13 protein-coding genes are annotated in these 12,308 nt (G+C 70.8%); 4 read left to right on the forward strand and 9 right to left on the reverse strand.

The genetic code is table 11. The annotated features are described in order from the left end of the window. Positions 1-98 precede the first annotated feature (98 nt). The 4 genes from ACXN5S_RS15415 (at position 99) to hrpB (ending at position 5,367) form a co-directional block, all read left to right on the forward strand. Entirely contained in the window at positions 99-776 is a 678-nt protein-coding gene (locus tag ACXN5S_RS15415; protein WP_458606353.1) for a haloacid dehalogenase type II, read from the forward strand. Continuing rightward, on the forward strand, positions 776-1,609 hold the full coding sequence (locus ACXN5S_RS15420; protein ID WP_458606354.1) for an alpha/beta fold hydrolase: 834 nt from the start codon (positions 776-778) through the stop codon (positions 1,607-1,609). Before ACXN5S_RS15415 ends, ACXN5S_RS15420 begins: the two co-directional genes overlap by 1 nt. Then, positions 1,600-2,595: a threonine ammonia-lyase gene (locus tag ACXN5S_RS15425; RefSeq protein ID WP_458606355.1), complete on the forward strand. Its 996-nt coding sequence runs from the start codon at positions 1,600-1,602 to the stop codon at positions 2,593-2,595. The genes ACXN5S_RS15420 and ACXN5S_RS15425 overlap by 10 nt, the downstream gene beginning before the upstream one ends. Positions 2,596-2,946: 351 nt before the next feature. Further along, entirely contained in the window at positions 2,947-5,367 is a 2,421-nt protein-coding gene (hrpB, locus tag ACXN5S_RS15430) for an ATP-dependent helicase HrpB (protein ID WP_458606356.1), read from the forward strand. Between the two features lie 214 nt (positions 5,368-5,581). Here hrpB and argF read toward each other — a convergent pair whose 3' ends face one another. The 9 genes from argF to ACXN5S_RS15475 form a co-directional block, all read right to left on the reverse strand. Beyond that, complete coding sequence (gene argF, locus ACXN5S_RS15435; protein ID WP_458606357.1) at positions 5,582-6,508, reverse strand: ornithine carbamoyltransferase; 927 nt, start codon at positions 6,506-6,508, stop codon at positions 5,582-5,584. Position 6,509: 1 nt separating this feature from the next. Continuing rightward, a complete protein-coding gene (locus ACXN5S_RS15440) occupies positions 6,510-7,688 on the reverse strand; it encodes an acetylornithine transaminase (RefSeq protein ID WP_458606358.1) in 1,179 nt (392 codons plus the stop codon). Positions 7,689-7,897: 209 nt separating this feature from the next. Beyond that, entirely contained in the window at positions 7,898-8,263 is a 366-nt protein-coding gene (locus tag ACXN5S_RS15445) for a GNAT family N-acetyltransferase (RefSeq protein WP_458606359.1), read from the reverse strand. 190 nt (positions 8,264-8,453) lie between these two features. After that, a complete protein-coding gene (locus ACXN5S_RS15450) occupies positions 8,454-8,954 on the reverse strand; it encodes an N-acetyltransferase family protein (protein WP_458606360.1) in 501 nt (166 codons plus the stop codon). A gap of 58 nt (positions 8,955-9,012) precedes the next feature. Further along, positions 9,013-9,513: a DUF2948 family protein gene (locus tag ACXN5S_RS15455; protein ID WP_458606361.1), complete on the reverse strand. Its 501-nt coding sequence runs from the start codon at positions 9,511-9,513 to the stop codon at positions 9,013-9,015. A gap of 29 nt (positions 9,514-9,542) precedes the next feature. Next, positions 9,543-10,811 carry a UDP-N-acetylglucosamine 1-carboxyvinyltransferase gene (murA, locus tag ACXN5S_RS15460; RefSeq protein ID WP_458606362.1) on the reverse strand — a complete coding sequence of 423 codons (1,269 nt, stop codon included), beginning with the start codon at positions 10,809-10,811 and terminating at the stop codon, positions 9,543-9,545. Then, a complete protein-coding gene (locus ACXN5S_RS15465) occupies positions 10,812-10,991 on the reverse strand; it encodes a hypothetical protein (RefSeq protein ID WP_458606363.1) in 180 nt (59 codons plus the stop codon). Between the two features lie 60 nt (positions 10,992-11,051). Further along, on the reverse strand, positions 11,052-12,038 hold the full coding sequence (locus ACXN5S_RS15470; RefSeq protein WP_458606364.1) for an aKG-HExxH-type peptide beta-hydroxylase: 987 nt from the start codon (positions 12,036-12,038) through the stop codon (positions 11,052-11,054). A 10-nt stretch (positions 12,039-12,048) separates the two neighbouring features. Further along, the gene (locus ACXN5S_RS15475; RefSeq protein ID WP_458606365.1) at positions 12,049-12,231 is read right to left on the reverse strand and encodes a hypothetical protein; all 183 of its coding nucleotides are present in this window, start codon (positions 12,229-12,231) and stop codon (positions 12,049-12,051) included. Between the last annotated feature and the right edge of the window lie 77 nt (positions 12,232-12,308).

The raw sequence follows: 12,308 nt of genomic DNA on the forward strand, positions 1-12,308 counted from the left end.
GTTGCACGGCTCTGCTCACGATGTGGTCATCCAAGGCGCCCAAGGCGCCTTCCCCTCACACCAAACCCATGCCAATCTGCGCGCGAGCGGGGGATGCCATGCCGATTTCCACAATCGTTTTCGATGCCTATGGCACTCTCTTCGATGTGGCGGCAGCCGCCCGCGAGGCCGCCGAGCAGCCCGGCGGCGACGCATTGGCCGAGACTTGGCCTGAACTGGCCCGTCTCTGGCGCGACAAGCAGCTCGACTACACCTGGCTGCGCGCCGCCGCGAACCGGCATGCCGATTTCCGCAAGGTGACGGAAGACTCGCTCGACTGGTCGATGGCCACGCTGGGGCTGGAGGGGGCGGAGCTGCGCGCCACGCTCCTCGGCCTCTATGACAGGCTGACCGCCTATCCAGAGGTGGAAGGTGTGCTCGCCGCTCTGAAGGGCCAGGGCCTCGCCACCGCGATCCTCTCCAACGGCACGCCGGATATGCTGGCCAGCGCCGTCGAGGCGGCGGGCATCGGAGATCATCTCGACGCGGTGCTCTCCGCCGAAAGCGCCGGTATCTACAAGCCGAACGACGCCGTCTACGCGCTTGTCGGCGCCCGTTTCGGCTGCGCGCCGGCCGAGGTGCTGTTCGTCTCGTCCAACGGCTGGGATGCCGCGGCGGGCGCGGGATACGGCTTCACCACCGCCTGGGTCAACCGCGCCGGCCAGCCGCACGAGCGGCTCTGGGGCGCGCCCGATCATGAGCTGGCCGACCTCACCCCCATACCGGAGCTTGCCTGATGCCCGTTTTTGCCGCCGAGGATGGCACCGAGATTTACTACCGCGACGAGGGCACCGGCCCGCCGCTCCTCTGCCTGCCGGGGCTGACGCGCAGCGGCGAGGATTTCGACCCCTTGGTGCCGCATCTGGAAGGCCTGCGGGTCATCCGCATGGATTATCGGGGGCGCGGCCGCTCCGCCTGGGCCGATCCCGCCAGCTATACGATACCGCAGGAGGCGCGCGACGTGCTGTCGCTGCTCGCCCATCTGGCCCTGCCGCAGGTCGCATTGCTCGGCACCTCGCGCGGCGGGATGATCGCCATGGTGCTCGCCGCCTCGGCCAAGGACAGGCTGCGCGCCGTGGCCTTCAACGACATCGGCCCCGAGCTGATGCCCGAGGGGCTGGAGGCCATCGCGGGCTATCTCGGCAAGCCGCCCACCGCCTCCACCCTCGACGAGGCCGCCGCCCAGCTCGCCTCCAACCCGCGCTTCACCGGCGTGCCGATGGCGCGCTGGCGCGAGGAGGCTGAGCGCCGCTTCACCGAAGGGCCGGACGGGCTGGCTTTGCGCTACGACCCCGCCCTCCGCCGCGCCGTGCTGGGCGAAGAGGAAGACGGCTCGGGCACGACCCCGGCCACCGACCTCTGGGGCCTGTTCGACGCCTGCGCCGGGCTGCCGCTCGCGCTGATTCGGGGCGCGAATTCCGACCTGCTCTCGCCCGCGACGGCCGCCGAGATGCAGGCGAGACGGCCCGACATGATCCGCGCCGACGTGCCGGGCCGGGGCCATGTGCCCTTTCTCGACGAGCCTGAAGCCCTGAACGCCCTGAACGACTGGATCGCCCAATGGACATGACCTCCTTCGCCGTCGGCATCGAGGATATCCGCGCCGCCCGCGCCCGCATCGGCGCGCAGCTCAACCTTACCCCGCTGCTCTCCTCGCCGGGGCTAGATGCCATGGCGGGACGGCGCGTGCTGGTGAAGGCCGAATGCCTGCAGGTCACCGGCTCGTTCAAGGCGCGCGGCGGCTGGTCCGCCATCTCGAAGCTGGCGGCAGAGGGCGTGACGGCTGTGATGGCCTTCTCCTCCGGAAACCACGCGCAGGGCGTGGCCTATGCGGCGCGCGAACACGGGCTGGCGGCAACGATCCTGATGCCGGCCGATGCGCCAGCCGCGAAGATCGCCGGCACCCGCGCGCTCGGCGCCGAGGTCGTCACCTATGACCGCGCGACCGAGAGCCGCGAGGAGATTGGCGCGAGGCTGGCGGAAGAGCGCGGCGCCGTGCTCGTGCGCCCCTATGACGAGCCGCTGGTCATCGCGGGCCAGGGCACGACGGGGCTGGAGATCGCCGCACAGGCTGCCGAGCGCGGGGTGAACGAAGCCGAGGTGCTCGTGCCCTGCGGCGGCGGCGGCCTCGCCTCGGGCATCGCGCTGGCCCTGGCGGCTGAGGCGCCGGGGGTGAAGATGCGCACCGCCGAGCCGGAGGAGTTCGATGACGTGGCGCGCTCGCTTGCGGCGGGCGAGAAGCGCCGCAACGCCCGGATGTCGGGCTCGATCTGCGATGCGATCATCACGCCCGAGCCGGGCGACCTGACCTTCCCCATCCTGCAGGCCCATGCGGGGCCCGGGCTGGTCGTGAGCGAGGACGAGGCCCTCCGCGCCATGGGCGCCGCCTTCCGCCACCTGCGCATCGTGGTCGAACCGGGCGGCGCCGTGGCGCTGGCGGCAGCGCTGTTCCACGGGGAGGAGCTTTCGAGCGAGACGGTGATCGCCGTCGCCTCGGGCGGCAACGTCGATCCCGCGATGTTCGCCCGGGCGATGGAGCTGGCCCCGGAGGCGTGAGAAGGCCGGGTGTGCACGCCACGCACCTTTTTAGCCCCCGCCAAGCCATCGACTTCACCCTCACCTCTCCGCACCTCGCGCGAAATCAAGGCCGTCAGGCCGCCGCGCGAGCGCCGGCCCCTCCCCGCGGGCTGGCGCTCTGGTGAAGGCAGCGCTCAGCCCGCCGCGAGGAGGCGCGTGGCGGGAATAAAGCGCAGTAGTGGAACAGGAGGAGCGCCACCCACAGGCCCGCGTGCGAGGGCGGCGCAAGCTCCGAGCCGAGCCGGCGCAATCACGCCTCCGACCAGTCTTCCGCGCTTTTCCACCCACCGCCCTTCCGCCCCTGCCCCCGCCCGCGCTAAGCCTCGCCCCATGTCCCTGCCCCGCCTGCCCATCGACGACGCCCTGCCCGCCCTCCTGACCGCCCTTCAGGAGACCGGCCACGCCGTCCTTCAGGCCCCGCCCGGCGCCGGCAAGACCACCCGCGTCCCCCCCGCCATGCTAGACGCGGGCCTCGCCGAAACCGGCCGCATCCTCATGCTCGAGCCCCGCCGCCTCGCCGCCCGTGCCGCCGCCGAACGTATGTCCGCCGAGCGCGGCGAGCGGCCTGGCGAGACCATCGGCTACCGGATGCGCGGCGAGGCCGTCACCTCGCCCGCCACCCGCATCGAGGTCATCACCGAGGGCATCCTCACCCGGATGATCCAGTCCGACCCCGAGCTGCCCGGCATCTCCGCCATCCTCTTCGACGAGTTCCACGAGCGCTCCCTCCAGGCCGATCTCGGCCTCGCCCTCGCTTTGGAGATCCGCGGCGCCCTCCGCCCCGACCTCCGCCTCGTCGTCATGTCCGCCACGCTCGACGCCGCGCCCGTCGCCGCCCTCATGGGCGATGCCCCCGTCATCACGTCGGAGGGCCGTACCTACCCCGTCGAGCGCATCTGGCTGGACAAGCCGCCGCCGCCCCGCGCCCGCCTCGAACAGGAGGTCGCCGCCCTCACCCTGCAGGCGCTCAGCGAGACGGAAGGCGGCGTCCTCGTCTTCCTCCCCGGCGAGGGCGAGATCCGCCGCACCGAGGCCGCCCTCTCCGGCCGCCTGCCGCCCGGGGCGCAAACCTTCCCGCTCTACGGCGCCCTGCCCCCCGCCGCCCAGCGTGCCGCGCTCGCGCCCTTCGACGGGCGCAAGGTCATCCTCTCCACCGCCATCGCCGAAACCTCGCTCACCATTGACGGCATCCGCGTCGTGGTCGACGCCGGCCGTGCCCGCCGCGCCCTCTTCGACCCCGGGTCCGGCATGTCCCGCCTCGTCACCGAGCGCGTCACCCGCGCCGAGGCCGAGCAGCGCGCCGGCCGGGCGGGCCGCGTGGCGCCGGGCCGCGCCTACCGGCTCTGGACGAAGGGCGAGGAGGGCGCCCTCGCCGCCCAGCCCCGGCCGGAGATCGAGGCCGGCGACCTCGCCCCCCTCGCGCTCGACCTCGCGCTCTGGGGCTCCGCCGACCTGCCGTTCCTCACGCCCCCGCCCGAGGCGGCGCTGGCCGAGGCCCGCGCTCTCCTCCACGGCCTTGGCGCTCTCGACGCCTCCGGCCTCATCACCGCCCACGGCCGCCGCCTCGCCGCCCTGCCGCTGCACCCCCGCCTCGCCCATATGCTGGCCGAGGCCGGCGCCCCCGCCGCCCCCCTCGCCGCCCTCCTCTCCGAGCGGGACCCCTTCGGCCCCTCCGCCGGGAGCGACGTCGCGCCCCGCCTCTCCGCGCTCGCCGGCCAGCCCGGCCCCTCCGCCCCGCCCCCGGCCCTCAAGCGCCTGCGCTCGGAAACCAAGCGCCTCGCCCGCGGCCTGCCAGCGACCGACGCCTCCCCCGGCATCGCCGCCGCCCTCGCCTTCCCGGACCGCATCGCGCTCCGCCGCCCCGGCGACGCGCCGCGCTACCTGCTCTCCGGCGGCAAGGGCGCGATCCTGCCGGAGGCAGACCCCCTCGCCGGGGACCGCCTCCTCGTCGCCATCGAGACGGACGGCCAGCCCCGCGAGGCCAGGATCCGCCTCGCCGCCCGCCTCACCGAGGCCGAGCTGCGCGAGACCTTCGCCTCCCGGATCACCTGGGTGCAGCTCTGCGAATGGTCCCGCCGCGAGCGCCGCGTCGTGGCCCGCGAGGAGGAGCGCCTCGGCGCCCTCACCCTCGCCTCCCGCCGGTGGGAGGCGCCGGAGGAGCTGCGGGCCCGCGCCATGCTGGAGGGCATCCGCCTCTCTGGCCTCTCCCTCTCCGGCGCCGCGCTCCGCCTCTGCCAGCGGGTGGAGCTGGCCCGCTCCGCCGGCGCCGACGTGCCGCCCTTCACCGAAGAGGCGCTGTTGGCGGAGGCGGAGGAGTGGCTCCTGCCCTACCTCGGCTCCGTCTCGTCGGAGGCGGAGTGGCGCGGCTTCAACCTCGTGCCCGCCCTAACCGCCCGCCTCGGCTGGGCGGGCGAGCAGGCCGTCAGCAGCGCCATCCCGTCGCATTTCACCACGCCGCTCGGCAACCGCGTGCCCATCTCCTACGAAGACGGCCAGCCCGCCATCGAGCTTCGGATGCAGGAGATGTTCGGCACCACGCGCCACCCCATGGCGGCCGGCCAACCGATCCGCGTCACGCTGCTCTCGCCAGCCCGACGGCCCCTGCAGGTCACGCTCGACCTGCCGGGCTTCTGGGCCGGCGAATATTCCGAAGTCCGCAAGGAGATGCGCGGCCGCTACCCCCGCCACCCCTGGCCCGAAGACCCGCGGGTCGCCGACCCAACGTTGCGCGCCAAGCCGAAGGGGCAATAGGCGCCTGTGCGTCGTGCCAATTTCAAAGTAGTTTGAGGGGGCCAGCCCCCTCGGCCTGCGGCCTCACCCCCGGGATATTTCAAGAAAAGCGAGAGCAAGAGGCTCTCTTCTTCATCTCGCTTTCTCTGAAGTACTCTCAGGGGAGTTTGAGGGGGCAGACAGCCCCCTCATCGCCACTCATGGAACGCGCCGCAGGCGCTCCGCTGGCCTGAGGTCAGACGCCGAGGCACCAGCGCATGACAGCCTTCTGTGCGTGAAGGCGGTTCTCGGCCTCGTCGAAGATGACCGAGGAGGGCCCGTCCATCACCGCGCTCGTCGCCTCGTCGTCGCGATGCGCGGGCAGGCAGTGCATGAAGAGCGCATCGTCCTTGGCATGCGCCATCAGCCGCTCGTTCACCTGATAGGGGCGCAGCTGATTGTGCCGCCGCTCGCGCGCGCTCTGCGGATCGTGCATCGAGACCCAGGTATCGGTCACGACGAGGTCGGCACCGGTCACCGCCTTCACCGGGTCGCGCTCGATCTCGATGGTCACGCCCTTGGCGCGCGCCGCGTCGATGAACCCGCGCTCCGGGTCGAGCGTCGGCGGACCGGTGAAGGTGAGGTCGAAGCAGAACTGCCCCGCCGCCTGCGCGAAGCTGGCGAAGACGTTGTTGCCGTCGCCCGACCACACCACCTTGCGCCCCGCGATCGGGCCGCGATGCTCTTCATAGGTCATGATGTCGGCCATGATCTGGCAGGGATGCGTGCGGTTCGTCAGCCCGTTGATGACCGGCACCGAGGCGTATTCCGCCATGTCGAGCAGGGTCTGCTCCTCGAAGGTGCGGATCATGATGAGATCGACATAGCGGCTCAGCACCCGGGCGGTGTCGGCGATGGTCTCGCCATGGCCAAGCTGCATCTCGCTGCCCGACAGCACCATCGTCTGCCCGCCCATCTGGCGCACGCCCACGTCGAAGCTCACCCGCGTGCGGGTGGAGGGCTTTTCGAAGATCAGCGCCACCATGCGCCCGGCCAGCGGCTGTTCGTCATCGGGCGTGCCCTTGGGGCGATCGTTCCGCGCGTCCTTCATGGCGCGCGCGCTGTCGATCATGGCCCGCAGCTCGGCGGCATCGGTCTTGTCGATATCGAGGAATGATTGCATCTCAGGCCCCCTTGGCCTCGACGGCCTGCGCCGCCGTCTCAAGCCGGGCCAGCGCCTCGGCGATCTCGTCATCACTGATGGTCAGCGCGGGCAGAAGCCGCACCACGTTGTCGGCGGCGCCGACTGTGAGCAGCTCTGCCTCGTAGCCCGCCGCGACGACATCCGTATTGGCGGCGGCGCATTTCAGGCCGAGCATCAGCCCCGTGCCGCGCACCTCCTCGAACACCGACGGGTGGTTCGCCACCAGCCCTTCCAGCCCCTGCCGGAAGAGGCCCGCTTTGCGGTTCACCTCGGCGAGGAAGGCCGGTTCGGCGATAATCTCCGTCACCGCGGCCCCGATGGCGCAGCCGAGCGGGTTGCCGCCATAGGTCGAGCCATGGGTGCCGGCGGTCATCTCCTTGGCGGCGCCTTCGGTGGCCAGCACGGCGCCGAGGGGGAAGCCCCCGCCGATGCCCTTGGCGACCATCATGATGTCGGGCGTGATGCCCGCCCATTCATGCGCGAAGAGCCTGCCTGTCCGCCCCATGCCGCATTGCACCTCGTCGAGGATGAGCAGCACCCCTGCCTCGTCGCAGGCCGCCCGCAGGCGTTTCAGCCATGCGTCGCCCGCGGCGCGGATGCCGCCCTCGCCCTGCACCGGCTCCACCATCACGGCGGCGACGTCGGGCTTGCCGATCTCGTCGAAGACCTCCTCGCCCTCGAAGGGAAACTGGCTGAAGCCCGGCAGCAGCGGCCCGAAGCCCTTCACCATCTTCTCCGACCCCGCCGCCGCGATGGCCGCCGAGGAGCGCCCGTGGAAGGCCCCGTGGAACGCCAGAATACGCACCCGCTCCGGCGCGCTCTCACTGAAATGCTTGCGCGCCATCTTCACGGCCAGCTCGCAGGCCTCGGTACCAGAGTTCGTGAAGAACACCGTGTCGGCGAAGGTGTGCTCCACCATCAGCCCCGCCAGCTTCTCCTGCTGCGGCACCCGGTAGAGGTTCGAGACATGCCACAGCTTCCCGCCCTGCTCGGTCAGCACCTCCACCAGCTTCGGATGCGCATGGCCGAGCGCGTTCACCGCGATCCCGGCGCCCAGATCGAGATATCGCTGCCCGTCCTCCGCATAGAGCCAGGAGCCCTCGCCCCGCTCGAAGGCGAGGGGCGCGCGGTTATAGGTGGGCAGGATCGCGGGGATCATGAAGATGTCCTTCCAAATCAAAAAGGAAGCCCTTTGGTGGCCGAAGCCGGGCAGATGGTCAATTGTCTTGGGGAAGATGAGCGCGCGTCACGGCGCCGCCAGGGCCTGCGGTTCAGGCGCGGATTCGGCGGCGGAGTTGGGACGCGTTGGTGCTCATGGGCCGCGTCATACGCCAAGCGCAGCGATTTGCAAAAGGAAATTGGGGGCGGTCACCTGGCCGGGGTCAGCCCCATCCCGCAATCCTCACGGTCGCCAAAGGGCGTGACCTCTGTAAGGTCGAAGCCCTCCCGCCGGTAGAGCGCCATCGCCGCATGGTTGTCACGGAATACGCTCAGCTCCAGCCGCGCCAGCCCTTCGGCCTCCGCCACCTGCCGGATCCGCTGGAGTAGCGCCCCGGCATGGCCCTGTCGCCGCGCCTCCGGGCGAACGTAGAGTGAGCTGATATGGCCCACATCGCCCACGCGCCGCAGCACGGCCAGCCCCTGCTCCGCCCCGCTGACGAAAACCCAGCGCAGCCGAAGCTCGGCTTCAAAGACAGTGCGCGGGATGGCCCGCTCTTCCTCCAGCGAGGTCACGAAGTGCTCAGGGCACCTCTCGATCGCCTCCAGCGCCAGCCTCTGCCACAGCGCCGCCTCCCCTGGTCCGAGCTGCCGAACCCTCGCGCCCGCCCCCTCATTCATCTGGCCGAAAATACCTCGGGGGTGTGGGGGCCGCGCCCCCACCGAACCAAATGGAATGCGCCGCAGGCGCTCCGCTTGGTCACTGTCAGTCGAGCCGCCGCATCAGTTGGATCTCGTCGACGAACGCGCCGTCGATCCGCAGGGCGCGCGGCACCACACCGATGCGGGCGAAGCCGTGGCGGAGGTAGAAGTCATGGGCGACCCTGTTGCCCTCGGCCACCGTCAGCTCCAGCTGCAGGATGCCGGTGGCGCGGGCCTCTTCCACCAGAGCGTCGAGCATCATCGCCGCCCCGCCCTGCCCCCGCAGCGACTCGCGCAGGTAGACCTGGGTGATCGTGGCGCGGTGCCGGGTGTTGCTGCCGCGCTCGCGGCCGAGGCACATCAGCCCCTCCAGCCCATGTGTGGTGAAAAGCCCGAAGACCGACGCCTGCTCCAGCCGTTCGGCGAAGGCGGCATGCGGTGCGTTGGCCATGTCGCCGAAGGTGGTGCCATAGGCGCCGGGATGGTTGCGCAGCGCCTCCAGCCGGACATGCCGGTAGGCAATGACGTCAGCCGGGCCGAGCCGGCGGACGCTGACGCCGTCCATCGCGTCGGACGCGGGCCCCGAATCGGGCCGCGAGTCAGGCCCCGTACCAGGCCCCCTATCAGGCATCGTCATGGCCGGGCACCTTGCGCGAGGGGGCGACATAGGGGCGGGTGACATCGCGCAGACTGATTTCCAGATCCTCCGCCTCGATGGCGATGGCAGCATCGCCGGCGAGGGTCAGCACCAGCCGGCCGGCGGCCTCGTCCTGCGGCTCCCAAGAGAGGGAGAGCAGCGAGAGCACGGTGTCGGCGGCAATCTCGGCGCGGGGCGGCAGGCCCTGGCTCTGCACGCGCAGCACGTCGGCGATGACCAGCAGCGATTGCACACGCTCCACCGGGCGGCGGCGCGCCTCGGCGCGGGGCATATCCTCCCAGCGGAAGCGGTTGAGCAGCAGCGCGAAGCGGCGCGAGGGCCTGTCCCAGCGCATCTCGCTGGCCGGCATAACGGCGTCCTGGCAGAGCGAGGAGATCACGGCGAGGTCGTCGGCGTCGCGCGCCAGCAGGCGCAGCGGCCTGTCGCCGCCATCCTCGAAGCGCGCGTCTTCGCCGTCGTCGGGCATCTGGCCCGGTGCCTTGGGGCCCGGCTCTGTCACTGGCCCGCCACGCGCTCGATATGGGCGCCGGCGCCGCGCAGCTTGCTCACCAGCTCCTCATACCCGCGGTCGAGGTGATAGACGCGGTTCACCCGCGTCTCGCCCTGCGCCGCCAGCCCCGCGAGGATCAGCGAGACCGAGGCGCGAAGATCGGTGGCCATCACCGGCGCGCCTTTCAGCCGCTCGACACCCGTCACGCTGGCAGTGCCGCCATGCACCTCGATCCGGGCGCCCATGCGGGTCAGCTCGGGGGCATGCATGAAGCGGTTCTCGAAGATGGTCTCTTCGAGGTTCGAGGTGCCCTCGGCGGTGCAGAGCATCGCCATCATCTGGGCCTGCAGGTCGGTCGGAAAGCCCGGATAGGGCGCCGTCGTCACATCCACCGCATGAACCCGGCCATTGGCGCGGCGCACCCTCACGCCGCGGTTGGTCTGCTCGATCTCGACGCCGGCATCGTGCAGCTTTTCGGCAAACGCCTCCAGCAGCTCCAGCTTGCCGCCGATGCATTCGATCTCGCCGCCGGCGATGACCGGGGCCAGCATGTAGGTGCCCAGCTCGATGCGGTCGGCGACCACCTCATGCGTGGCGCCATGCAGCCGGTCGACGCCTTCGATGGTGATGGTCTCGGTGCCCTCACCCTCAATGCGGGCGCCCATGGCCCGCAGGCATTTGGCGAGGTCGACGATCTCCGGCTCGCGGGCCGCATTCTCCAGCACCGTGGTACCGCGCGCCAGCGACGCCGCCATCAGCAGGTTCTCCGTCGCACCGACGGAGGGGAATTTCATGCGGTGCCGCGCGCCCTTCAGGCCGCCCTTGGCCACGGCATGCAGGTAGCCATCCCGCAGCTCGATCTCGGCGCCTAGCGCCTCGAGCCCGCTCACGTGGATATCCATCGGCCGGGCGCCGATGGCGCAGCCGCCGGGCAGCGAGACGGTGGCCTGATGCTCGCGCGCCAGAAGGGGCCCGAGCACGAGGTTCGAGGCCCGCATCTTGCGGACGATCTCGTAATCGGCGCGGGTCGAGCTGATGTTGTGGCTCGACATGGCGATCACTTTGCCGCCGGCGAGCAGGCTCACCTCCGAACCCAGCGATTCCAGCAGGGCCGACATCGTGGCGATGTCGCTGAGGCGCGGCGCGTTGGTCAGCGTCAGCGGCTCTTCCGAGAGCAGCGTCGCCGGCATCAGCGCCAGACAGGCGTTCTTGGCTCCGGCGATGGGGATGTCGCCCGAAAGCTCCGTCCCGCCGGTCACGATGATCGAATCCATTCAGGGGTCCTCCTGCTCTGCCTCTGAAGCGCCGGATGGGTCGTCCGAACCGGTCTCTGCCCCCGTCTCTGCCCGCGCGCGGGCCTGGGCCTTTCGGCGCGCGATATTGGCCTTCAGGGCGGCCTTCATGCGGGCGTCGCGGTCGGTCTTGCTCTTATCGGCATTCTTTTCGGCGCTCATGATCCCCGATACTGCGCTGCGGGGATGAGGTCCAGCTTCGAGGGCCTTCGCCGCGGCCCGTCAGCCGTTCATTGCCGCCTCAGCTCCGGCCAGGATCTCATCCCCCGTTGCCGAGAGGCGGCCATGCGCCCGCACGGTGCCGAGGCCCTTGGCGAAGTTCTCACGATCCTTTGCGGCGGCAGCGCTGGCGACCTCGCGCTCTGCCGGCGTGAGCAGGTCGCTGGCGGCCAGGCACTCCATCGTCCAGGCCATCCGGGCCGAGACATAGGTGGCATGGTAGATGCCATCCATCGGGCGCGGATCGCGGCGCAGTGGCGAGGTGTATAGCTCGCTCTCGGGGTTGAGCACGAGAGGCTCGTCGCGGGTCAGGCCGAAGAGCAGGGCGTGGCCCGCCTCATGCGCGAGGGCCTCGACAATCGCGAGCGGGGTCATGTGATGCCGCGGGTTCAGCAGGACGAGCCCCCAGAACTGGAAATGCGAGGCGCCGTCGAATTCCTCCACCGCCCCGGCCGGGGCCTGTGCCAGCATCACCTGCGAGAGGATGGCGGTCAGCTCGCCGTGCAGCGGCGGCACCGCGCGCTTCGCCAGATCCAGCCCTTCGGCGAACAGGGTCACGAAGTGGGCCGCGCTCTCCTCGTCTATCGGCGCGAAGCTGGCCGCTCCCTCGCCCATGCGCGCGTCGAGCACGTCATCGAGCGGCGGAGAGGCCCCGCGGCGCAGAAGGGTGATCCCGGGCGACGCTTCCGGCAGGCCGGCAAGCATGGCGGCAGTCTCTTCCGCCCGTGCACGCTCGCCGGCGAAGATCGCGGCGGCGAGCTGGTAATAGAGCCCGAAGGACACCGGCTGGAGGCGCGCGCCAAGTTCCAGGCGCTCACGCAATGGCAGCAAAGCCTCCGCGACCTCTTCCCACCCGGTCGGACCGGCAGAGATGGCCACGTCGATATGGGCAAGGCTCGCGGCGAGGTCGGCATGGATGATCCTGTCGAGCTGGCGCCCGCGCGCCCCGTAAGGCGCGAAGGCGTTCAGCCCGTCATCCCCATGCCACATGAGGCTTGGCTCAGCTTGGCGTACCGCCGCCCTTGGTGCCAACCTTGGCGCCGGCCTTCACGCCAAGGCTGCCGCCTTCGGCGAGGGTCTGCGCGAGATCGGACCTGTCCGCCTCGGTCGAAGCAAGGATGCGCAGCCCGAGGAGTTGCGTGGGGTCCAGAACGGGGCGGTCGGTTGCCAATTTGGTCGTCATGGTCAATCTCCAATGGCAGTATGTGTTTCGCCGCAGCCTTCCGCCGACCGCGGCTCAGAATTTTTATTGCCCGGCGC

This window comes from Pseudoroseicyclus sp. H15 (genome assembly GCF_054353345.1).